Annotated in this window: 16 protein-coding genes and 2 pseudogenes; 7 read left to right on the top strand and 11 right to left on the bottom strand. The window is 73.1% G+C overall.

Translation table 11 applies throughout. The annotated features are described in order from the left end of the window. Window positions 1-738: 738 nt before the first annotated feature. On the bottom strand, window positions 739-1,395 hold the full coding sequence (locus ACZ6AQ_RS27865) for a DedA family protein (protein ID WP_468763421.1): 657 nt from the start codon (window positions 1,393-1,395) through the stop codon (window positions 739-741). A gap of 469 nt (window positions 1,396-1,864) precedes the next feature. Here ACZ6AQ_RS27865 and ACZ6AQ_RS27860 point away from each other — a divergent pair, with 469 nt between their 5' ends. Together ACZ6AQ_RS27860 and metX are read left to right on the top strand one after the other, a co-directional pair. Then, window positions 1,865-3,238 carry a bifunctional o-acetylhomoserine/o-acetylserine sulfhydrylase gene (locus ACZ6AQ_RS27860; RefSeq protein ID WP_468763419.1) on the top strand — a complete coding sequence of 458 codons (1,374 nt, stop codon included), beginning with the start codon at window positions 1,865-1,867 and terminating at the stop codon, window positions 3,236-3,238. Further along, on the top strand, window positions 3,235-4,380 hold the full coding sequence (gene metX / locus ACZ6AQ_RS27855; protein WP_468763458.1) for a homoserine O-acetyltransferase MetX: 1,146 nt from the start codon (window positions 3,235-3,237) through the stop codon (window positions 4,378-4,380). Before ACZ6AQ_RS27860 ends, metX begins: the two co-directional genes overlap by 4 nt. Window positions 4,381-4,479: 99 nt before the next feature. Here metX and ACZ6AQ_RS27850 read toward each other — a convergent pair whose 3' ends face one another. Next, on the bottom strand, window positions 4,480-5,949 hold the full coding sequence (locus ACZ6AQ_RS27850; protein WP_468763417.1) for a purine-cytosine permease family protein: 1,470 nt from the start codon (window positions 5,947-5,949) through the stop codon (window positions 4,480-4,482). A gap of 98 nt (window positions 5,950-6,047) precedes the next feature. Beyond that, on the bottom strand, window positions 6,048-7,703 hold the full coding sequence (locus tag ACZ6AQ_RS27845; protein WP_468763415.1) for an amidohydrolase: 1,656 nt from the start codon (window positions 7,701-7,703) through the stop codon (window positions 6,048-6,050). Between the two features lie 324 nt (window positions 7,704-8,027). On the opposite strand from ACZ6AQ_RS27845, the gene ACZ6AQ_RS27840 reads away from it, so the two are divergent. Together ACZ6AQ_RS27840 and ACZ6AQ_RS27835 are read left to right on the top strand one after the other, a co-directional pair. Beyond that, window positions 8,028-8,633, top strand: a complete 606-nt coding sequence (locus ACZ6AQ_RS27840) for a TetR/AcrR family transcriptional regulator (protein ID WP_468763413.1) — start codon at window positions 8,028-8,030, stop codon at window positions 8,631-8,633. 219 nt (window positions 8,634-8,852) lie between these two features. Beyond that, a complete protein-coding gene (locus ACZ6AQ_RS27835) occupies window positions 8,853-9,149 on the top strand; it encodes a hypothetical protein (RefSeq protein WP_468763411.1) in 297 nt (98 codons plus the stop codon). Between the two features lie 141 nt (window positions 9,150-9,290). Here ACZ6AQ_RS27835 and ACZ6AQ_RS27830 read toward each other — a convergent pair whose 3' ends face one another. From ACZ6AQ_RS27830 to ACZ6AQ_RS27820, 3 genes are all read right to left on the bottom strand, one after another. Continuing rightward, window positions 9,291-9,872, bottom strand: coding sequence for a hypothetical protein (locus ACZ6AQ_RS27830; protein WP_468763409.1), 582 nt, complete (start codon window positions 9,870-9,872; stop codon window positions 9,291-9,293). A gap of 188 nt (window positions 9,873-10,060) precedes the next feature. Then, window positions 10,061-10,198: a hypothetical protein gene (locus tag ACZ6AQ_RS27825; RefSeq protein WP_468763408.1), complete on the bottom strand. Its 138-nt coding sequence runs from the start codon at window positions 10,196-10,198 to the stop codon at window positions 10,061-10,063. A 316-nt stretch (window positions 10,199-10,514) separates the two neighbouring features. After that, the gene (locus ACZ6AQ_RS27820) at window positions 10,515-11,165 is read right to left on the bottom strand and encodes an NAD(P)-dependent oxidoreductase (RefSeq protein WP_468763406.1); all 651 of its coding nucleotides are present in this window, start codon (window positions 11,163-11,165) and stop codon (window positions 10,515-10,517) included. A 152-nt stretch (window positions 11,166-11,317) separates the two neighbouring features. Here ACZ6AQ_RS27820 and ACZ6AQ_RS27815 point away from each other — a divergent pair. Next, a pseudogene (locus ACZ6AQ_RS27815) lies at window positions 11,318-11,533 on the top strand (PTS glucose transporter subunit IIA); the annotation flags it as partial. A gap of 687 nt (window positions 11,534-12,220) precedes the next feature. On the opposite strand, the gene ACZ6AQ_RS27810 reads toward ACZ6AQ_RS27815, so the two are convergent. After that, window positions 12,221-12,700: a diadenosine tetraphosphate hydrolase gene (locus ACZ6AQ_RS27810; RefSeq protein ID WP_468763404.1), complete on the bottom strand. Its 480-nt coding sequence runs from the start codon at window positions 12,698-12,700 to the stop codon at window positions 12,221-12,223. A gap of 481 nt (window positions 12,701-13,181) precedes the next feature. On the opposite strand from ACZ6AQ_RS27810, the gene ACZ6AQ_RS27805 reads away from it, so the two are divergent. Together ACZ6AQ_RS27805 and ACZ6AQ_RS27800 are read left to right on the top strand one after the other, a co-directional pair. Further along, a complete protein-coding gene (locus tag ACZ6AQ_RS27805; RefSeq protein WP_468763402.1) occupies window positions 13,182-16,490 on the top strand; it encodes a S8 family peptidase in 3,309 nt (1,102 codons plus the stop codon). Between the two features lie 312 nt (window positions 16,491-16,802). Then, window positions 16,803-17,213, top strand: coding sequence for a four-helix bundle copper-binding protein (locus tag ACZ6AQ_RS27800; RefSeq protein ID WP_468763456.1), 411 nt, complete (start codon window positions 16,803-16,805; stop codon window positions 17,211-17,213). 353 nt (window positions 17,214-17,566) lie between these two features. Here ACZ6AQ_RS27800 and ACZ6AQ_RS27795 read toward each other — a convergent pair. The 4 genes and pseudogenes from ACZ6AQ_RS27795 to ACZ6AQ_RS27780 all read right to left on the bottom strand — a co-directional run. Further along, window positions 17,567-17,992, bottom strand: a pseudogene (locus ACZ6AQ_RS27795) (transposase family protein); the annotation flags it as partial. Between the two features lie 278 nt (window positions 17,993-18,270). Next, a complete protein-coding gene (locus ACZ6AQ_RS27790) occupies window positions 18,271-18,726 on the bottom strand; it encodes a hypothetical protein (protein WP_468763400.1) in 456 nt (151 codons plus the stop codon). Between the two features lie 91 nt (window positions 18,727-18,817). Beyond that, window positions 18,818-19,504, bottom strand: coding sequence for a hypothetical protein (locus tag ACZ6AQ_RS27785; RefSeq protein WP_468763398.1), 687 nt, complete (start codon window positions 19,502-19,504; stop codon window positions 18,818-18,820). Between the two features lie 448 nt (window positions 19,505-19,952). Next, window positions 19,953-21,032, bottom strand: a complete 1,080-nt coding sequence (locus tag ACZ6AQ_RS27780) for a carboxylate-amine ligase (protein WP_468763396.1) — start codon at window positions 21,030-21,032, stop codon at window positions 19,953-19,955. Between the last annotated feature and the right edge of the window lie 173 nt (window positions 21,033-21,205).

Raw genomic sequence — 21,205 nt, 5'->3', positions numbered from 1 at the left:
CCGTCGGGGAGGGCGTCGAGTACGGCCGCGAGACGGGCGGTGCCTCGGGGGAGGGACAGGACCACGGCGACGTTTCCTTTCCGGGCCTTGGGACGGGGCGGCGGCGGACGGGGGAGCGCTCCGCGGACGCGGGGGAAGGGGTGCGCGGTCCGCCCGCGGTGGGACCTCTCCGGCCCGCCGTCCGCAACCCAACCACCCGCCGGCCGCCGAACGGAGCCCGTAAGGGGTGCGGGACCGTTTCTTAAGCCTTCCTTGAGACCGTGATCAGGCGGGGATGAGGAGACGCGCCGGCGGGCCCGCCCCGTGAGGTGCCCGTCCCGGCCCCGGCCGGCTCCGTCAGCGGGACCCGGAAGAGCGCACCGGCCACTCGGCACCTCCCCCTCGCCCGTTGAACGGCCGATTCGCCGCCCGTTCGAACTTCTCTCTGAAACGATCGGCGGCACCCGCCCCGTCCGGCGGCCCCACTGCCGGACGGGGCGGCCGCCCACGACCATTCACGGAGGTATCCATGCACGAGCAGAGCACGATCTGGTTTCCGGGCGGAGCGGTCGGCGTGGTGGTGCTGGTCGTAGCCGTCGTCGCCGTCCTGGCGGGGATCGCCGTGGGCCGGTTCAAGCGGCGCCGGTAGAGCGCCGCGTACCGGTCGGCCGGCGCCACCCCCTCCGGCGCCGGCCGCGCCCGCGGGCCGGGACCGAGCGGGGCGAAGGCCCGCTCCACCGGCGGGGCGGGGAGCGGGGATCACGAGGCGCGCCGGTGCCGGGCCCGGCCGCGCAGCCGTACCACCGCGCAGGCCGTGACGGCGACGGCGACGACGCCCAGCACGACCTTCGACAGGACGCCGACGTAGGTCTCCACGACGTCCCACCGGTCGCCCAGCCAGTAACCGGCCAGCACGAGGACGCTGTTCCAGACCAGACTGCCGAGCGTGGTGAGCAGGACGAACACCGGCAGCGGCATCCGCTCGACACCGGCGGGCACCGAGACCAGGCTGCGGAAGACCGGCACCATCCTGCCGAAGAAGACGGCCTTGGTGCCGTGCTCGGCGAACCACTTCTCGGTGCGGGCCAGGTCGGAGTCCTTCACCAGGGGCAGCTTCCCCCAGATCGCGTGCATCCGCTCCCGGCCGAAGAGCGCCCCGATCCAGTAGAGCGCCACCGCGCCGGCCACCGAGCCGAGCGTCGTCCAGAACAGCGCGGAGGGCAGGCTCAGCACGCCCCGGCCCGCGGCGAAGCCGGTCAGCGGCAGGACGACCTCGCTGGGCAGCGGCGGGAAGAGGTTCTCCAGGGCGACGACGAGACCGGCTCCCGGGCCGCCCAACGTGTCGACGAGACCGGCGGCCCAGCCGGCGATGCCGCCCGTGGGCTCCTTGGCGAGCACCGTGGTCGTGAGGTTCATGAGGGGACTCCAAGCCGTCGGGGACGGGGCGGGTGTCCGGCTCTTCTTCCCGCCGACCCGGAAAGTCCTCCTCGGCACCGGCAGGAGGATCGCCGTCCGGGCCGGTGGCGTTCCCCGTACTTCCGCCCTGCGGGAAACCGCGGGGCCCCGGACGCCGGAACCCGCCGGGGAGGCACCGGACACCGCGCCGGCCGTCCGCCGGGGGCGGACCGTGTGTGAACGTTGTATGTCACGCTCCGCAGATCACTGGTCCACGCGGCGTGGCCGTGCTTACGTGGGCGCGTGATCCTCTCCGCACCCCTCCCGCTCGTTTCCCCTGGGTGTTCCCCGGCGCGCTCCACCGCCGCGTGGTGTCCCGCCGCGCGCTGAACCGGCAGCCTCCCGCCGGTCCGCCGGCCCCCGATTCCCGTTCGCCGCCCCGCCCCGGGCACGGCGCGAAGCCGTGCGCACCCGTACAAGGAGCACCACCATGAGCCAGCCCCTCGACTCCGTCACCGCCGGCCACACCCCCGAGGACGCGCCCGCCGGGCCCGACACCTCGGCCTGGTCCTTCGAGACCAAGCAGATCCACGCGGGCGCGACGCCCGACCCGGCGACCGGAGCGCGGGCGACGCCGATCTACCAGACGACGTCCTTCGTCTTCCGGGACACGCGGCACGCCGCCGACCTCTTCTCGCTGGCCGAGCCCGGCAACATCTACACCCGCATCCACAACCCCACCCAGGACGTCTTCGAGCAGCGGGTCGCCGCCCTGGAGGGCGGTGTCGCGGCCGTCGCGCTGTCCTCCGGGCAGGCCGCGGAGACCCTGGCGATCCTCACCCTGGCCGGCGCCGGCGACCACCTGGTGGCCGGCACCTCGCTGTACGGAGGCACGTACAACCTGTTCCGGCACACCCTGTCCAGGTTCGGCGTCGAGGTCTCCTTCGTGGACGACCCCGACGACGCCGAGGCGTGGCGGGCGGCGATCCGGCCGAACACCAAGGCGCTGTTCGCCGAGACGCTGGGCAACCCGCGCGGCGACGTCCTCGACGTGCGCGCGGTCGCCGACGTGGCGCACGCGGCCGGGATCCCGCTGATCGTGGACAACACCGTCCCCACGCCCTACCTGCTCCGGCCGCTCGAACACGGCGCCGACGTCGTCGTCCACTCGGCGACGAAGTTCCTCGGCGGGCACGGCACGACCGTCGCGGGCGTCGTCGTGGACGGCGGCACCTTCGACTTCGGGGCGCACCCCGACCGCTTCCCCGACTTCACCGAGCCCGACCCCAGCTACCACGGCCTCCGGTACTGGCCGGCGCTCGGCCCCGGAGCCTTCGCGGTCAAGCTGCGCGTGCAGCTGCTGCGCGACCTCGGCCCGGCCCTCTCCCCGCACTCCGCCTTCCTGCTGCTCCAGGGCGTGGAGACGCTGAGCCTGCGCGTCGAGCGGCACTCCGCCAACGCGCAGGCCCTCGCCGAGTGGCTGGAACAGCGCGACGAGGTCGCCGCCGTGCACTACCCGGGCCTGCCGTCCAGCCGTTGGTACGAGGCGGGCCGCCGCTACCTGCCGCGCGGCGCGGGCGCGGTGCTCTCCTTCGAGCTGCGGGACGGCGTGGAGGCGGGCAAGCGGTTCGTGGACGCCGTCGAGCTGTTCAGCCACCTGGCCAACATCGGAGACGTACGCAGTCTGATCATCCACCCGGCGTCCACCACCCACAGCCAGCTGGACGAAGCACAACTCGCGGCGACCGGCGCCTCGCCCGGCCTGGTGCGCCTGTCGGTGGGCCTGGAGAACCTCGCCGACCTCAAGGCGGACCTGGAGGCGGGCTTCCGGGCGGCCAAGGGCGCGGCCGGAGGCGCGTCCTGAGCACCGTCCTGCCGCCGTCCGAGGTCTCCCTCCCGCCGGTCTCCGGGGCCTGGCGGGAGGGAGACCCGGCCGGGCGGCGCCGCTGGTACGCGCGCGAGACGCCCCTGGACCTCGAGGCGGGCGGCGAACTGCCCGGCGTGCGGCTGGCGTTCGAGACCTGGGGGACGCTCGCGCCGGACCGCGCCAACGCGGTGCTCGTGCTGCACGCCCTCACCGGCGACAGCCACGCCGCCGGTCCGGCCGGTCCCGGACACCCCACTCCCGGCTGGTGGGACGGGCTCATCGGGCCGGGACGCGCGCTGGACACGGACCGCCTGTTCGTCGTGGCCCCCAACGTGCTGGGCGGCTGCCAGGGCAGCACCGGACCGTCCTCGCGCCGGGCGGACGGCCGCCGCTGGGGCGGCGACTTCCCCTTCCTGACCCCCCGCGACCAGGTGGCGGCCGAGGCGGGCCTCGCCGACGCGCTCGGCGTGGACCGCTGGGCGCTGGTGATCGGCGGTTCCATGGGCGGGATGCGGGCGCTGGAGTGGGCCGTGACCCACCCGGAACGCACCGGCGCGCTGCTGCTGCTCGCCACGACGGCCGCCGCGAGCGCCGAACAGATCGCCTGGACGTCGGTCCAGCTGCACGCGATCCGCGCCGATCCCCACTGGCGGAGCGGCCACTACCACGACACCGGCCGGGGCCCGCACGCCGGACTGGGCCTCGCCCGCCGCCTGGCCCAGGTCACCTACCGGAGCGAGCCCGAACTCGCCGCCCGCTTCGGCCGCGCCGCCCAGGACGCGGAGGACCCCTGGCGCGGTGGCCGCTACCGCGTCGAGTCCTACCTCGACCACCACGCGGCCAAGCTGGCCCACCGCTTCGACGCGGGCAGCTACGTCGTGCTGGCCGAGGCCATGAACGGCCACGACGTCGGCCGGGGCCGGGGCGGCACCCGGGCCGCACTGCGCCGGGTGACCGCACCGACGCTCGTCGCCGGCATCGACTCCGACCGCCTCTACCCGCCGTCCCAGCAGGCGGAACTGGCGGCCGGCATTCCCGGCGCCGACCGTCCGCGCGTCCTCGGATCGCCCTACGGCCACGACGGGTTCCTCATCGAGGTGGAACAGGTGGGCGGGTTGGTCGCCGAACTGCTCCGCTGACCGGCCCCGGTGCCCGGCATCCCCGGACACCACGACGGCGCGGGGTCCGGAGCCACCCGGAACCCGGGCCCGGGGACGGACCCCCGGAGGAGGGCGGCGTCAGCGCGGGGCCGTCTGCCTGCGGATGCCCGGCCCGGCCAGCAGCGCGTACAGCGCGGCCGAGACGAGCATGCCGACGGGCACGGAGAGGTCGAGCTGACCGAGGGCGGCGCCGAGCGGTCCGGTCCAGACGGTGGTCGAGAGGAACAGGGCGGTGGCGACCGCGCCGGCGACGACGGAGACCAGGCCGGGACCGCCGAAGCCGCCGGTGTACCAGAACTTCCCGCCGGGACGCTCGTCGAACAGGTCGCGTCCGTCGTAGCGGTTGCGGCGCAGCACGATGTCGGCCACGTACACGGCCATCGTGGGGGCGGAGATCACGAGCAGGAACTGGAGCATCAGGTTGATCGCGTCGATCAGGCTCGACGACAGCACGAGGAGGATCGTGAAGGCCCCGCCGAGCACGCCGATGAGGACCGCCGACGGTATCCGCCGGATCGGCACGCCGATGGACTGCAGCGCCATGCTGGCGGTGTACGTGGTCATGCCGTTGAGCGCGATCGTGTTCACGATGACCCCGAGGACGAAGACCGGGGCGAGCCAGGACGGCAGCTTCTCCAGCAGCGAGTACTCGATGCCGCTCTCGAGGCTCTCGGCTCCCACGGTGCCGCCGAGCACGATCCCGAACCCGGAGATGAGCATGCCCGGGAACAGGTTGCCCAGCGTCGTGGCCCAGACGATCCGCGACGGCTTGGTGTCACGCGGCAGGTAGCGGGCCATGTCGGCGCTGTTGCTGAACGAGAGCGGGGAGGAGGAGAACAGCGCGAAGGCGATCGTGAGGCTGGACCACAGCGGCAGGCCGCTCAGCGGCTCGGGCTGCGCGAAGCCCCAGTCGATCGAGGGGGCGATGAACCCCAGGACCGCGGCGAAGATCAGGGACAGGGCGATTGCGATGCCCATGTAGGCGCGCAGGATCAGGGCGTGCCCGTAGATGGCGACGAGCACGGTGATCGCGGCGGTGACGACGGAGACGAGGACGAGCGCGCCCGTGCGGTCGGGAAACCCCCACCGAGTGAGGAGTTCGGCGCCCACGAAGGAGGCGGCGACCCAGTTGAGGGCGAGGAACACGCAGGAGATGAACCACCCGTAGAAGGCGACCACGACCTTGTTGCCGCGGACGCCGTAGATCGCGCGCTGGATCACCGAGCCGGAGGTGCCGGCTGCGGGCCCGGAGATCGCCACGATGCCGGGCAGGACCGCCAGGACCGAGGAGGCGAGCAGCACGAGCAGCCCTTGCCAGACCTCGAGGCCGAGGACGATCGTCAACGACGCTCCCACGGTGAGGTTCAGCACGCTGACGTTGGGGGCCGACCAGACGAAGAAGAGGTCGCGCGCCCTGCCGCGGCGCTCGTCGTCCCCGACGATCTCGATGCCGCGGGTTTCGGGGGCGGTCGCCGCGTCGGGGAACTCGTGCCGCGGAGGGCGGGACTCCCGCTGCGGGTGGTCGGAAGTGGCGGATGTTTCGGACATGGTGGGCCTTCCAGCAAGCGTCTCCGGCCTGCGCCGACGCGGGTGGGCGAGGATGCGGTGGATCGGGTGTCGCGGGATCCCGGGTGAGGGCGGGAGCCTCAGCGGTCGCTCGCCGCGGGCGCGCGGTGGGCGGCGTCGCCGTGGACGAGGGTGAGGAGGACGGAGGCGGACAGCAGGTCCTCGGCCGGCCGGGAGAGCGGGTCGAGGTCGAGCACCGCGGCGTTGGCGTAGAACCCGGGGGCGATGCGTCCGTACGCGTCGTCGATCCGCCCGGCGAACGCCGCTCCGCCGGTGACGGCGGCGAGCGCCTGCGCGGCGGTGAACGCGCGCTCGGGGTGGTACGGCGCCAGCTCGGGGACGAGCGTCGAGCGGCCGGACACGGCGATGAACAGGTTGTGCAGTGCCTCGTGCGGCGCCGTGGGGGCATCCGTGCCGAGCGCGAGCGGCACCTCCGCGTCGCGGAACCAGTTCCACGGGAATCCGTTCTCGGCGCGCCGGTCGCCGAGCACGGCCTTCCAGTTGTCGAGGATCGCCGGATCGCAGTGCACCGGCTGCATCGAGGCGACGACGCCGTGCGCGCGCATCCGGGCGACCGTCTCCGGGGACACCGACTCGAGGTGCTCGATGCGGGGACGGCGCGACGCGTCCGCTCCGTTCGCCTGTTCGCACGCGACGACGACGTCGACCGCGAGCGCGCTCGCCGCGTCGCCGATCGCGTGCATCGCGAGCTGCAGACCCGCCCGGTCCGCGGCGACGGCGACCGGCATCACCGCTTCGCGGTTCCAGATGGGGTCCGCGTTCGTCCCGTCGGCGTAAGGGCGCACCATGGCCGCGGTGCACGCGTCGATCACGCCGTCGAGGATGAGCTTGACGCCGGCGATCCGCAGCCACGGGGTGCCTCCGGCGGCGAGTTCGTCGCGCAGCCGCACGGCCCGTTCCACCTGCGCGAGATCGGCGGCGGCGTCGCCGGTCGGACCGACCAGCCAGTGCGCGGACACGGGGAACGGCAGACGGCCGTCCCGGTCCAGCCGGCGGCGCAGTGCCGTCAGGGAGCGTTCGCCCATCGCCATGTCCACGGCTCCCGTCACCCCGGCCGCGAGATAGGCGTCGAACGCGCGCGCCAGGAACGCGTCCTGCTCCTCGTCCGTGGCGACGCTTTCGAGGTAGGGCAGCACGAGGTCCAGCGCGGCCGTCTCGAGGAGGAAACCGGTCGGCTCGCCGTGCTCGTCGCGCACCACCTCGCCGCCGATCGGATCGGCGGTGTCGCGGTCGATGCCCATCGCCCGCAGCGCCGCCGAGTTCACCCACGCCGAGTGCAGGTCGTTCGCGTCGAGGAACACCGGGATGCCGTCGATCACCGCGTCGATCATCGCCGCGGTCGGCTGCGGGACGCCCTCGGGCAGCGCGTCGAACAGCCAGCCCACCCCTTCGATCCGCGCGGCGTCCGGATTCTCGCGGCGGGCCTCCAGGAGCCGCCGCAGGATCTGCTCGACGGTCGCGCAGTCGCGCAGCTGCACCTTCCCCTGCGCGTGGCCGAACATCGACAGGTGCGCGTGCGCCTCGATCACCCCGGGCATCACGAACGCCCCGCCCAGGTCCACCTCGGTGGCGTCCGCACCCGCCGCCGCCCGCACCTCGTCCGCGGAGCCGACGGCGAGGAACCGTTCGCCACGCACCGCGAAGGCCTCGTGGCGCGGACCGTCGGCGAGCCCGTCGAAGACGACGGCGTTGACGTACACAGTGCTCTCGGACATGTGCGGATCCTCTTTGATCGAATGCGGGCTGTTCCGGTACGAGTCGGTCGGGCAGCGGTTCCCGGCCGTCGGAAGGAGTGAGGAGCGAGGGGCAGGCGCTCACCACGGGGTGCGGGCGTGTGGCGCTCTCCGCGGGGCCACCGCCGAGGACGTGGGCGCGGCGTGCGCCCGGATCGAACACGGCCGTCGCCGAGCTCGCCCAGCGCTGTCCCTCCGGGAGCGTCGTGTCAGGGGCGCAGGTGGCGGCCGACTCTCCGCACCCGTGACGACCGTTATTGATTGGCTGATCAACAGTTCGGCCGAAAGTAGTAGGGTGGCCGAACCATGTCAACAGTCGATCGACCGCGTGCCCGCAGAAAAGCCCCGCAGGAGCGCGCCGCCGACATCGTCGCCGCGGCGTACTCCCTCGCCCGCGAGGCCGGAATCGGCGCCTTGACGCTGCGCGCGGTGGCCACCCGCGCGGGGGTCGCCCCCGCACTCGTCGCGCACTACATCGACGGCATGGACCGCCTCGTCGCCGACACCTTCCAGCGGATCGTCGCCGACGAACGGCGGGAAGTGGCCGCCCTCGTCGCGGCCTCCGACAGCGCCGCGGCGAGCATGGACGCCCTTCTGGACACGATGATCGATCCGGGCCGGGACGACGTCACCCTGGTCTGGGTCGAAGCCTGGGCCCACGGCCTGCGCAACGAGGTCCTCGCGAACGCCGTCCGCGCGGAGATGGACGCCTGGCAGGAGCTGATCCTCGCCGTGATCCAGCGCGGCGCGGAAACCGGCGAGTTCCGGCCCTCCGACCCTGTCGCCGCCGCCTGGCAGATCCTGGGAATGGTCGACGGGCTGAACGCGCAGAGCCTCGTCCGCTGGGGCGACTCCCAGAGCCGCGGCTCCATGCTCCACGCCGCCGTCGCCGGAGTCCTCGGCACGAAGTGAGCTCCGGCCCGCGCCGGCCCGGGGCCGACGGCCGCACGGCGCGGAACGCGCTCCGCACCCCCGCCGGCGGGAGACCTGTGCCGGAGCGTCCCCGGAGCGTCCCTTCTCTCCGGTGCCGTGCGTCTTCGCCCCGGCCCCGCGTCGTGCGGCTCCGGCAACGGGCGGGCCCACCGGAGGCCCCGGGCCGGACTGTCGGTGGCGGCTGGGAGGCTGTCCGGTATGAACGGTGACGAGCAGCTGCTGCGCGGCCGGGTCTACGGCCACGACCACGACGACCCCGACCCGGGCCCCAGGCCGGGCCGTACCTACGCCGAGCTCGTCGGCGGCCCGCTGGACGGCCTCCTGCTGGACATCCACGACCGGCGGGCCGAGGAGGCCGGCGACGGCGTCGCCCTGACCACCGAACTCTCCCGGTGGCCCGGCGGCCGGGCGCTGTACGACCCGCGCCCGGACGAGCCGCGCGGGACGGGCCCGGGCGTCGCCTGCCGCTTCTACTACAGCGGGGACACCCCCTGACCGCCCCGGTGACGCACGAGAGGGCGACACCCCCGCGGACGTCCTCGCCGCCTCCCTCCACCGGCACAACGCGGTGGCCTGCTCCTGTGCCTCGGTTGTCCCGCAGAGCGGTCCGGGCCGTGTCGCGCGCCCCCGCCGGGGTCAGGCCGCGGGGGTGGTGCGGGAGCGGGGGCGCTCGGTGGACAGCACCGCCCACACGCGACGGCCGTCCTCGGAGGCGTCGGTGCCGCAGCTGGCGGTGCCGGGAACGGCGGCGAGGTCGGTGAGGATCGTCTCGTCGGGTTCGGAGCCGGTGTGGCTGAGGACGGCGATGAGGAGCATGCCGTCCTGGTCGGCGAGGTGGACGCTGATGCGCCGGCCGCGGTCGGCGGTGGCGGCGCCGACGAGGAGACGGACGGCCGCCGCGAGGTTCTCGTCGTCGGGGTGGACGTAGCCCCAGGCGCGGACGGTGCCGGTGACCTTGCCGAGGGTCTGGGTGGCGGTCCACGGGTAGGCCGTGAGCGCCCAGTTCGCGGCACGCCGGGCCCTCACGGTCATCCGGGGCCGACGGGTCTGTACGCGGGCCTTGCCGGGGCCGGGCAGCGGCAGGGAGGTGGCGACGGGCTTCGTCGACGGCTGCGGCCGAGGGGGCTCGACGGGCTTCTTCTGCGGGGGCGGGGTACGGGGAGGGTAGGTCGGCGGCAGCTTCGGGCCCTTGTCGTCCATGGGCAGCGGTTCGTTCACGACAGCCTCCTCGCGTTCCCGGCCATCTTGACAGCCGACGCCCGTTTGGCGGGGTCGATTCGCCGGGTTGCCCACGAGGTAAGGGCAGTATCGGCAGCCTCGGTTCCAGCCGGGGAGACAGGAACCGGCAGGCGTCCCCGGGGCACGGCCCGGGGAGCACCCCGTTCAACGACGCCGCGCCCCCACCGTCACGCGATGACCGGCCGCGGTTCCTCCAGCACCCCGGCCGCCTTCTGTGCCGGCGCCGCGAGGTGCGGGGGCGTGCGGCGGCGTCCGGCGGCGGACTCCAGCAGCGCCGGCCCCTCCCGGAACCCGCTCCCCGCCACCCTCGCCCTCCACCGCGTCAAGAACGAGCCCCCATCCTGCCCCCCGACACCGGGGCGGGCGCTCGCGGAGGCACGGAAGCCGGGAGGCGATCCTGCGTACGGCCGCCCGGCCCGCCGTCCGCGAGAGACCCGAGTGCCTGCTCCGGGTCCCCAGCCCGAACCGCTGCGTCCCGCTGCCTTTTCGACGCTTCCGGGCCGGGCCGCCGGCCCGCCGGGGGGTGCCTTCGACTGAACCCCGGTGCCGCCCTCACCTCGCACACGAACCGCACGGTGGCACGACGAAGGCCCGGCACGCCGGTGCAGGCGGCGAGGCACTTCAGTAGGCGACGGTGAAGCGTTCGCCGGTGTGCTTGGGCTGTTCGATCTCGTCCACCAGTGCTACCGCGTAGTCTTCGGCGGAGATCCGGCTCTGGCCGTCCGGGCCGATCAGCAGGTCCTCCAGACCCTCGCGGTAGGTCCCGGTGCGCGGGCCCGGGGCGATGGTGCCCGCGGGGGAGAGGTTGGTCCACCGGATGTCGGTGGCGGTGCGCAGGAAGTCCAGTGCGTCGCCGTGCGCGTGCATGATCTGCAGCAGGAACTCCGGCAGGCCCTCGGCGTCCCACACCTGCTTGCCGTCCGGGGTGCGCAGCGAGCCCGCGCCGCCCACCGTGACCAGCCGCGGCGCGTCCGCGCCCAGCGTGCGCAGGCCCGCCACCAGCGACTCGAAGGACGGCTTGATCAGCGCCTGGTGGCCGGGGCCGTCGCCGCCGCCGACCGCGCTGACCAGCACGTCCGCACCTTCGGCGTGCTCGGCCACCGAATCCGGGTCGAGCACGTCGCCGACCGCCACGGTCAGCGCCGGGTGCCGGGTCGTCACCTTCGCCGGGTCGCGGACCACCGCGGTCACGGTGTGACCACGGCGCAGTGCCTCGTCCAGCACGCGTGAACCGATGGTGCCGGTGGCGCCGTACAGGGTGATGGTGCTCATCGTGAACTGTCTCCCTCTGCCATGAGCCGTTCCGCACCCGACGGTAGGGCGGTGGGGATCGGGCGGGTGGGACACCGGGCCGGGGCGGCAGAGTGAAAACGGCTGCCTGTGCGGTCGGACGGTTGCTCCTGCCGCACTCCGCCACCCCGTTCCGCTTGAACGGCGGGGGCTTCGAGCCGCTGGTGCACAAGGGTGACCGGGTCGGGCGCGGCCAGCCCCTCGTCAAGGGGAACCCGGCCGCCGTCGAAGCCGCCGGGAAGTCGCCCGTCTCCTCCGTCGTGGTCCCGGAAGCCTCGGCGGAACGGCTCGGCGCAGTGGCCGAGTCCGGAGAAGTCACCGCCGGTGGCGAACTCTTCGTCTGGAACTGATCCGAGCACCCCGTCCGGCTCGCGCCGGGCGACGAAGGCCGCCGGCGGGCGTGGTCCCGCCGACGCCTGGAACGCGGGTTGTCGCACCGCCCGGCCGACCGGCCGATTTTCCGAGACGGCGGGAGTGTGGACGGCGAAGTCGGGGGCAGGCGGGGAGCGAGCGCGTGGGACCGCTCTCTCAAGGCAGGGCCTGCCGGTCTCCCCCCTCCGGCAGGTCCCTGGACACCGAACGGTCCGCACCACTGGGTGATGGTGCGGGCCGTTCGGCACGTACCGAAGACCGATGCCCACCGTTTTTCCGCCCGACTCGCCCGACTCGCCCGACTCGCCCGACTCGCCGGCACCCCCGCTCCCGCTCGCGGTTGCCACCACTCCGCGCCGCACACCGGTACGCGCCGCACACCGGTACGCTCCGCCTCGTCGTCCGACGGCCTCGTCCCACCGGCCCCCACCTCGCCATCCACCGTGTCCCGATGGATCCCGGCGTCCTGACCCCGATCGACCGGACCGCCGTGCAGCCGCGCCCCCGCCGGGGAAGTGCCGATGGGCCGCCCGGTCCGCCTCACGGCGTGCCGGAGGGCGGCACCGAGCCGCCGGCCGGGCTTCGCGAACGCGACCGCGAGGCCGAGTGCCTCCACGTCCGCCTTCCGGCAGGTTGAAGACAGCCGCTTCACGGTCTGCTTGCCGTCAGTTCACCGGGCGAAGACGGTCCAGCTCGTCCCCGATCGCCTCGCGCAGCGGGTCGTGCCGCGGTCCGAGTGCGTACTTCCTGTCGGTCCACCTGTCGCGGGGGTAGAGCCACACCGGCATGCGCGCCAACTCGGCCGGCTCCCATGCGAACCGGGGCCATACGTGGGCGTGCAGGAACCCGTCGGTGTTGCCCAGGATCTCCAGGTTGACCCGCCGGAAGGCCGCATCCATGCGCCGGGACGCCCGCTCGACCGCCTCTCCGAGCCGGTCCATGTCGGACAGGAAGGCCAACCGCTTCTCTCCGGGCAGGTCCGACAGCCTTTCCACCGTCGGATCGTCCGCCAGGAGCACCGAGTACCCCGGAAGGAACTGCACGTCGCCGATCGCTGCGAACCCCGCGCCCAAGTGCCGTAGAACCGTGGGGTTCTCGCCCCGCAGGGCACTCCCGATCCGATCCGTCCGCCAGTCATCAACCATGGCCAGAACCTACCGAGCCGCGACCACCCGCCCCGACGGGAGGGACGTGACGCCGTGTTCCCCTGGACCGGATACGGCCAAGTTGGGTGCCCGCACGCCGGCCGGACCGCTCCCGGGCGCGGAAACGCCGTGGAACCCGTCCCGGAGCGCGCCCTCGAGCGGCCCGTCCGGACCGCCGTCGCCCAGGCATCGCAGCGGTGTCGTCGTCCGGTCACACACCCGTCGTCGTCCCATCGCACTGCGGGAGCCGACGGTGTCCTGAAACCAACGCTTCCGGCCCGTCGCGCCCCGAGCGGCGTTGATCACGCGTCGCCGACCTCCCCATACTGCGCTGACCGGCGGCGGGCGCCATGACGCGCCGCGGCCGGAACCGACCACTCCACCCCATTCCCAAGCTCCTGGGGGAGACTTGCGCGCACATGTGCGGAAAGCACGCGCCTTCACCGTCGCAGCGGCCACATCGGTGGCCCTAACCGCAGGCATGACCGGCCCCGCGACAGCGATCGTCACGCACACGGCGGCCTCGTCGGACACCACGCGCCTCTCGGGCGACCAGCGCGTCCCGCTCGTCACCGGCGACCGCGTGGTGGTGAACGCCGAGGGCCGCATGGTGGGCTTCGAACCCGCCCCCGGCCGTGACCACATACCCGTCCAGGTGCAGCGCGTCGGGAACCGCACCCTCGTGGTCCCCAGCGACGCGCAGCAACTGATCTCCTCGGGCCGGCTGGACCAGCGGCTCTTCGACCTCGGTGTCCTCACCGACCCCCGGCTGCGCGAGAGCCACGGCTCCGGGATGAAGCTGATCGTCCGGTACGCGGGGGGCGCCGCCGCCCGGGCCGAGGTCCGTGCCGCCGGCGACACCGAAGTGCGGCGCACCTTCCCGACCCTCGGCGCCGACGCCATCAGCGCCTCCCAGGACGACCTGACCCGCCTCTGGGACGCCCTGACCGACCGCCGCGAGAGCGGCGCCCGCGCCGCCACCACCGGCATCGCCGCCGGCATCGCCACCGTCTGGCTGGACGGGGTGCGCGCCGCGCACCTCGACCGCAGCGTCCCGCAGATCGGCGCCGACAAGGCGTGGGCGTCCGGCTACGACGGCACCGGCGTCAAGATCGCCGTCCTCGACACGGGCGTCGACAAGACCCACGACGACCTGAGGACCCAGGTCGTGGGCGAGAAGAACTTCTCCTCCTCTCCCGACGCGGTGGACCGGGTCGGCCACGGCACGCACGTCGCGTCGATCGCCGTGGGCACCGGCGCCAAGTCCGGCGGCCTGTACAAGGGCGTGGCGCCCGGCGCCAGGGTGATCAGCGGGAAGGTCCTCGACGACGAGGGCTTCGGCGACGACTCCGCCGTCATCGCGGGCATGGAGTGGGCCGCCGCCGAGGGCGCGGACGTGATCAACCTCAGCCTGGGCAGCCCCGACAGCCCCGGCATCGACCCGCTGGAGGCGGCGGTCGACCGGCTCTCCGCCGAGAAGGGCATCCTGTTCGCCGTCGCGGCGGGCAACAACGGCACGTACGGTGCCTCGACGGTGGGCTCCCCCGGCACCGCGGACGCCGCCCTGACCGTCGGCGCCGTGGACAAGGACGACAGGCTGGCACCTTTCTCCAGCACCGGACCGCGCGCCGGCGACGGCGCCGTCAAACCGGACCTGACCGCGCCGGGCGTCGCCGTCACGGCCGCCGCCGCCCCCGGCAGCGCCATCGACACGAGCCCCGGCACGCCGCACCCCGCCCCGGGCTACCTCCAGATCGACGGCACCTCCATGGCGACCCCGCACGTCGCGGGCGCCGCCGCGATCCTGAAGCAGCGGCACCCCGACTGGAAGTCCGCCGAGCTGAAGGGCGCTCTGACCGGTTCCACCAAGGGCGGCGCGTACACCGCCTTCCAGCAGGGCTCGGGCCGCGTCCAGGTCGACAAGGCGCTCGGCCAGAGCGTGATCGCCGAACCGGTCTCGCTGAACTACGGCACGGCGCTCTGGCCGCACCAGGACGACAAGCCCGTCACCAAGAAGGTCACCTACCGCAACCTCGGGAAGACCGACGTCACCCTCGACCTGTCGGTGACCACCCTGGACCCGGCGGGCAGGCCCGCCCCGGCCGGCTTCTTCTCGCTCGGCGCCCCGCGGGTGACCGTGCCCGCCGGCGGCACGGCCGACGTCGACCTCGTCGCCGACACCCGGGTGGGTGACGAGGACGGCACGTACTCGGGCTACGTCACCGCCACGGCGGCGGGCCAGACGGTCCGGACGGCCGCGGTGGCCGTCCGCGAGGCGGAGTCGTACGACCTCACGGTCCGGGTGCTCGGCCGCGACGGCGCCGACGCCGCCTTCTTCGGCAGCGCCCTGACCGGCGTCTCCGGTCCCGCCGCGGGCTTCCAGACCCGCGTCGACAACGAGCCCGGCGCGCACACCCTCCGCGTGCCCAAGGGGTCGTACACCTTCGACACGGCCGTCTACACGGACCCGTCGGACTACTCCAAGGGCACCGACTGGATCGCGCAGCCGAAGCTGGAGGTCACCGGCGACGCCACGCTCGTCGCGGACGCGCGTACCACGAAGCCCGTCGACCTGACCGTGCCGGGCATCGACCGGGCGGACTACGGCGGCACGTACTACGAGCGCGCGACCGAGCTGGGCGGCGTCGGCAACGGCTGGGTCCTGCGGGGCTTCACCGGCTTCCGCACCGCGCACCGGGGCCCGGCCGTCACCGACGGTTCGCTCCTGCAGACCTGGGACGCGCACTTCGTCAAGGACGCCACCAGCCAGTACTCGGTGGCCTTCGGCGGGAGGACCGGCACCGTCTCGACCGGCTACACCAAGCACGTGAAGGCGAACGAACTGGCGACGCTCAAGGTCGCCGTCGGCGCCTCCGCGCCCGGCAAGTCCGCTCTCACCTCGCCGTTCGCGCACCTGCCGGGCGCGCCCGAGGGCAACGGCTACGGCGCGCCGCAGCCCGCGCCGGGCGTCCGCACCTTCTACGTCTCCACCGCGGACGACGTCACCTGGCTCACCAAGACCGAGCAGCTGGGCAAGTCCGCCGAGGGGGACCACCTCGTCCGGGAGGGCGGCCACGAGATGGCCAGGCCGAAGCGCTACGAGGCCGGCCGGACGTACCGGGAGACCTTCAACACCGGTGTCCTCGGTCCCCTCCTGAGCGAGAAGGCCGGTGTCTTCCGCACCGCTCCCGACCCGGAGACCGGCGTCGAGCGGATCGTCGGCTCCCTGCCGCTGCTCGCCGACGGCCAGGACCACCCGGGGCTCTCCGCGTACGCCTCGGTCACGACGACGTTGTACCGCGACGGCGTCAAGATCGGGGAGAACGCCGATCCGCTGACCGGTTGGGAGCCGTTCACGGTCGGCGCGGACGACGCCGAGTACCGGCTGACGTCCTCGGCGGAGCGCGCCGCGGGCACCGCCCAGGTCTCCACCCGGGTCGAGACCGGCTTCACGTTCCGGTCGAAGCGGGTGGCGGCCGACACGGCGCTGCCGGTGTCGACGGTGCGGTTCGCCGCCCCCGTCGACCTCGGCTCGCGGATCACGGCGGACATCCCGGTCCTGGTGCCGGTGACGGTGCAGGGATCGGCGGCCGGTGAAAATCTCAAGTCGCTCTCGCTTTCGGTGAGTTACGACGAGGGGAAGACCTGGAAGCCGGTTCGGGCGCAGAGCGGCCTGATCGCCGTGCGCAGCCCGGCGAAGGACAGCGGCATCTCCTTCTCCGCCAGGGTCACCGACAAGCAGGGCAACGTGTCGACGCTGACGATCCACAACGCGTGGCTCGGCAAGTGACGCCGTACCGCGACCGCTGAACCTTCTCGGCGGGCCCGGCTTCACCACCCGGAGCGGTGGAGCCGGGCCTTCCCCGTGCCACGACGGGCGCCGCACCGCCGGCCACGGGCCGTCCACCGCGGCGTCGCGGTGACGGAGACGGCCGCCCGTCCGGCCCCGCGCAACGGGACCGTCGCGCGCGGTGCCCCGCTCTCCTGGGATGCTTCGGGCGTCTTCGCGTGCCACGCTGGTGGTGAGCCGCACATGCCGGGCTGCCCCGGACGTGGCCGTCCCGGCTGCGCCGGCCCGCGCGGCGCGAAGGAGGCCGCCGAGATGTCCAGCACCGTCGAGGACATGCTCGCCACCCACCCCGCCGACCTCGGCGGCATCGACCGGGCCGGGCTGGCCCGCTGTATCGAGGAGTGCATGGCCTGCGCGCAGGCGTGTACCGCGTGCGCGGACGCCTGCCTCTCCGAGGACATGGCCGGCGACCTGGCCAAGTGCATCCGCACCGACATGGACTGCGCGGACGTGTGCCACGCCACCGCCGCGGTCCTCTCCCGCCGCACCGGTTACGACGCCGCCGTCACGGCCGCGATCCTCACCGCCTGCGCCGCGGCCTGCGAAGCCTGCGCGGAGGAGTGCTCCCGCCACGCCGGCACGCACGAGCACTGTCGCGTCTGCGCGGACGTCTGCCGCTCCTGCCGGCAGGCGTGCGAGGACCTTCTCGGCGCACTCGGCTGACCCCGACCGCCCGGGCCCGCCGACGGGCCGACGCCGTCCGCCACGCCCGCGCACAACGCGACCCCCGCGCGGGCAACGCCGCCCTCCTGATCACCCGCGTCACGCAGCCGAACCGCTGAGGAGAACCGCCCACAGGCACCCGCCCCGGCGCCGGCGCCTCGACGCAGTCGTCGAACTCGTCCTGGCCGTCGGCGACGGCGAGTTCGAGGAGCCCCGTACGGGCCGCGACGCCGAAACCCGAGGGTCCGGGGAAACTGTCCGGTAACAGAAGGCGGTCCGCCCCCACGGCCGATTGCGAGGACGCGGTTGGCCTCCTTTTCGCCTCGAGTGAGCTTGTGGGTACGGGTAGCGATGTAGCCGGTGACGATCACGGGGTCGAGGATGTCGTTGTCCAGGCCGCGAAAGCCGAGGTCGGCCAGCGCTCCGAGGCCGGTGGTGCGCAGGTGGGCCAGGATGTGGTCGCGGCGGGCGGCGGTGTTGTCGTGGGTGCGGCCGGGTCGGGCGGCGGATATCCGGATCAGACGCCCGTTCTCGTCGGTCAGGGCGAGGAAGTGCAGGCCGTGGCTGCGGTGCTTGCCGGAGTGGTTCCGCCGGTCGGCCTTGCCGGTGCGGCGCTGGGTGCGGATGAGGGTGCCGTCGATCAGGACCGCCTCCCCGCCATTCTTGGCGACCTTCTTCAGGGCGCGGTCCAAGCGCGGCGCCTGGGCGGCGAGCAGCCCGATCAACTCGTCGCGCCAGCGGCGGACGGTGGACTCGGACACATCGTTTCCGCCGGTCATGTCGGCCGGGCGCTGGTCGTGACGCAGCACGGCCAGGACGATCACCGCAATCCTCCCAGGCGGCAGGATGCGCCACCTGGAGCGAATCGCCTTCAGGTGGCGCCGTAGCAGATCGGCGAGGTGGCTGACGGTGCTCGTGGACAGCGGCAGACGGCACTGGTGGACAAGCGGACAGGTGTCCTCGGCGTCCTCTTTGGTATTCGTCACACAATTCCAACGGCCGCCGGAGTCACCCTGGTTACGCCCGTGCAAGCCGCTCCGAGTGGCGGTGCTCCTGGTCACAGGCGGGTGGTGAACCGGCCGTCGGGCAGTTTGCGCAGCCGGCCGCGATCGACGAGGTTGATCAGCTTGCCGCGCAGGGGTTCCAGCTTGACCTTCACGCTGACGTCCACGCCCACCACCTCGCCGACTTTACGAGCCATGACCGGTTCGGCGGCCTGCCGCACGGCCGCGATGATGCGCTGGTGGTCCCACGGCAGGACATCTTCCTCCACGCCAGGCTCGCGGTGCGGGATCAGCATCACCGCCCGTCCGCCCACCTGCCCCGGCACCGGCCGGGCTGAGAAACGCTCCTCGGCGAGCTGCCCGGTCACCCGCTCAAGGACGCGTTCGGCGACGGCGAGCTCGTCATGCTCGGCCCGCACTTCTGCCAGCTGCTTGGCCAGCCGTTCTTCGAGTTCGTCCAGCTTCGTACGGCGCGTGGTGATCCGTTCCAGCAGTTCGGGATCCAGCATGAGCAGAATCGTAGGGGCCATCGGGCCTCCGCGGTCAGGAACTGGAACGAGCCCGCACTCCGTGCTGGAGACGGTTTCAAGCAGCTCGTCGTCACTGCGCCCACGGCAGACGAACCGCCTCGATTTCACTGTCGTTCAGCAATGCGTTGATGAGGGCTGGAGGCCCGGCGACTTTGGTGGCCCACAGGTCGTAGTCGGTGCACAGGAGCCACGAGCGGTCCTCGGCCCAGAGGTTGGACGGGCTGAAGTCGGCCTCGGACTGGTCGTACAGGATCTCGGCGTCACCGATCCGTCCCGCGCGTACGTGGAGGTTGTCGAAGTCGATGGCCCCGAGCGTCATCGGGTTGTAGTAGGCCAGGCAGCGGGTGTCCGGGCCCGCAGGGCTGAACTGGGTGAGGATGGCGATCAGCCGGTTCCAGGTCTCACGGTCCAGGCTCCCCTCGGTCGGCGGGACCATGCCCAGCGGCCAACTGCCCTCCTTCTTGGCCGAGGGAAAGCAACGGTAGGAGGGCATCAGCCCGTCAGGCACGACAGGGTCGCCGCTCCGCCCGGCCAGCTCCGCCCAGCGCAGCCGCCGCCAACCGGGGCCCGGGTGCTGGGCGCGGCCCAGCCCTCCCCCGGTGGCGATGCCCACGGCGTCGAGGTCCATGCTTCCGACGACGTGCGGCTGGACACTCCCGTCCGCCAGCCGCGCCCGGTGGTACTCGTCGTACGACACATCGGCCGGCCCCAGGCTGTGCTCGTACATGGCGTTGAGCACCCACACGGCGTCAGGCATCGCCGGAGGCATGAACCCCGTGATGCCATCACCGCACAGCTCCACCAGCCAACCGGTGGCCTCGGAAGACACGAGCGGCCACAGGCTGGACATCGGGTTCGGTTCCTCGGACATCCGCTCATGATCCCAGGCGTGAATCCGCTCCTCTGTGAGGGGCCGACATGACGCCACCCCGACCCTCGTCCCCGAGGCCGCCGGCTGACGATCCACGCCTCAGACACCCGCCCGCGACCAGCGTGAGCAAACCGGGAGCCGGTCACACCGGCCCTTTGAGCTGCTACTTCAAGTTAGCGACAGCTCAGTGGAAGACGCTCACCGTGCGCCCCCTGTACGGAGGCGATGCGCCTCGGGCGGGGGCGGGCCTGACCGCGCTGTCCGAGGGCTTCGCTTCAGGTCACCACGGTCGGCCACGAGAATCCCGGCTGGTCGGGCACGCACGCGGGAGAACTCAATCCGATGCGGTGCTCGAGGAGATGAGGTGGTCGACGACGTCGGTGAGACGGCCTCGGCGTTGGTGAGCGGCGCGTTGCCGGTCGGCGCCGCTGCCGGCGGCGCGCAGGCGTGACCAGAGGGTGTTGATCAGTTCCGCGTCGCCGTGCTCCTTCAAAGCGGGTTGCAGCCATGACAGGAGCCGGCCGATCTGGTCGACGGCAGGGACCAGCCGACCGGTGGACAGGTCGATGCCCTGCCCGGCCAGGCCGTCACGGGCGGCCCGCCAGCAAGCCGCGCGCAGTGTCTCTGGCGCGGGCCGCATCACCGGGTCGTCGGCGGCAGCGTCCCGCAGGGCGGTGGCCGTCATCGCCCTGACGAGGCCGGCGAGGAGTACGGTCTCGCCCGGGGTGGCGGTCGCGTCGGCGACGCGGAATTCGAGGGTGGGTACGTGGTGGGAGGGCCGGATGTCCCAGTACAGGCCGCCGCGGTCCATGATGCTGCCGGTGGCGATGAAGCCGGCGACGAGATCCTCGAAATGGGAAGGGGACTCGAAGTACGGGGGAGGCCCGGCAACGGGCCAGCGTCCCCAGGTCGTCGTGCGCCAGCTGGCGTATCCGGTGTCCCGACCTGCCCAGAACGGTGAGTTTCCGGTGAGGGCGATCAGTGCCGGGATCCAGGAGCGCAGGCGGTTGCTGACCCGCAATGCCGTGGCGAGATCGGGAACCCCCACATGGACGTGGCAGGCGCAGGCGCACTGCTCGTCGTCCAGGGCACCGAACGCGGCGGCGCTCGCCGTGTAACGGGGGCCGGCGGTCAGCGGCGGCGGGGAAACCTCGCCGAGGACCGGGCTGCCGCTGGAAACCATCCGCAGCCCCTGGCGGGCGGCAGCCCGAACGACCGCCGCCCGGGTGGAACGGACCTGCTCCGCGAAGTCGGCAAGGCTGGAATGCGGATCGGTGCGCACCTCGACCTGGTAACGCGTCAGCTCCAGCCCCACGCGGTCACCGAGCTCACCCGCCGCCTCGGCCACCACCGCGCCCGCCTGCGCGCTCACCGCACGTGACACGGGGTCGACCAGGAGGAACTCCTCCTCCACTCCCACCGTCAACGCGGCCTGCCCGCCCGTGACCGTCCGCCTCCGGTCGTGGCCGGGGACCAGCCCTCGTGGACCCGTGGACATACGCCCTGCACTCGCCATGGTCATCATACTGACACGTACAGTGACCTCGAAGCAGGACGCAAAGGCGACATCCCTCGACGACGGTGAGC

This window comes from Streptomyces sp. NPDC041191 (assembly GCF_055591945.1).
The sequence above is the reverse complement of the archived record's forward strand: the minus strand, read 5'-3'. Positions and strand labels throughout refer to the sequence as shown.

What these genes read in the sequence shown, in the direction of transcription:
- ACZ6AQ_RS27865 (WP_468763421.1), bottom strand. Translation starts at nt 1,395, where the DNA reads ATGAACCTCACGACCACGGTGCTCGCCAAGGAGCCCACGGGCGGCATC.
- ACZ6AQ_RS27860 (WP_468763419.1), top strand. Translation starts at nt 1,865, where the DNA reads ATGAGCCAGCCCCTCGACTCCGTCACCGCCGGCCACACCCCCGAGGAC.
- ACZ6AQ_RS27850 (WP_468763417.1), bottom strand. Translation starts at nt 5,949, where the DNA reads ATGTCCGAAACATCCGCCACTTCCGACCACCCGCAGCGGGAGTCCCGC.
- ACZ6AQ_RS27845 (WP_468763415.1), bottom strand. Translation starts at nt 7,703, where the DNA reads ATGTCCGAGAGCACTGTGTACGTCAACGCCGTCGTCTTCGACGGGCTC.
- ACZ6AQ_RS27840 (WP_468763413.1), top strand. Translation starts at nt 8,028, where the DNA reads ATGTCAACAGTCGATCGACCGCGTGCCCGCAGAAAAGCCCCGCAGGAG.
- ACZ6AQ_RS27835 (WP_468763411.1), top strand. Translation starts at nt 8,853, where the DNA reads ATGAACGGTGACGAGCAGCTGCTGCGCGGCCGGGTCTACGGCCACGAC.
- ACZ6AQ_RS27820 (WP_468763406.1), bottom strand. Translation starts at nt 11,165, where the DNA reads ATGAGCACCATCACCCTGTACGGCGCCACCGGCACCATCGGTTCACGC.
- ACZ6AQ_RS27810 (WP_468763404.1), bottom strand. Translation starts at nt 12,700, where the DNA reads ATGGTTGATGACTGGCGGACGGATCGGATCGGGAGTGCCCTGCGGGGC.
- ACZ6AQ_RS27805 (WP_468763402.1), top strand. Translation starts at nt 13,182, where the DNA reads ATGACCGGCCCCGCGACAGCGATCGTCACGCACACGGCGGCCTCGTCG.
- ACZ6AQ_RS27800 (WP_468763456.1), top strand. Translation starts at nt 16,803, where the DNA reads ATGTCCAGCACCGTCGAGGACATGCTCGCCACCCACCCCGCCGACCTC.
- ACZ6AQ_RS27790 (WP_468763400.1), bottom strand. Translation starts at nt 18,726, where the DNA reads ATGCTGGATCCCGAACTGCTGGAACGGATCACCACGCGCCGTACGAAG.
- ACZ6AQ_RS27785 (WP_468763398.1), bottom strand. Translation starts at nt 19,504, where the DNA reads ATGCCTGACGCCGTGTGGGTGCTCAACGCCATGTACGAGCACAGCCTG.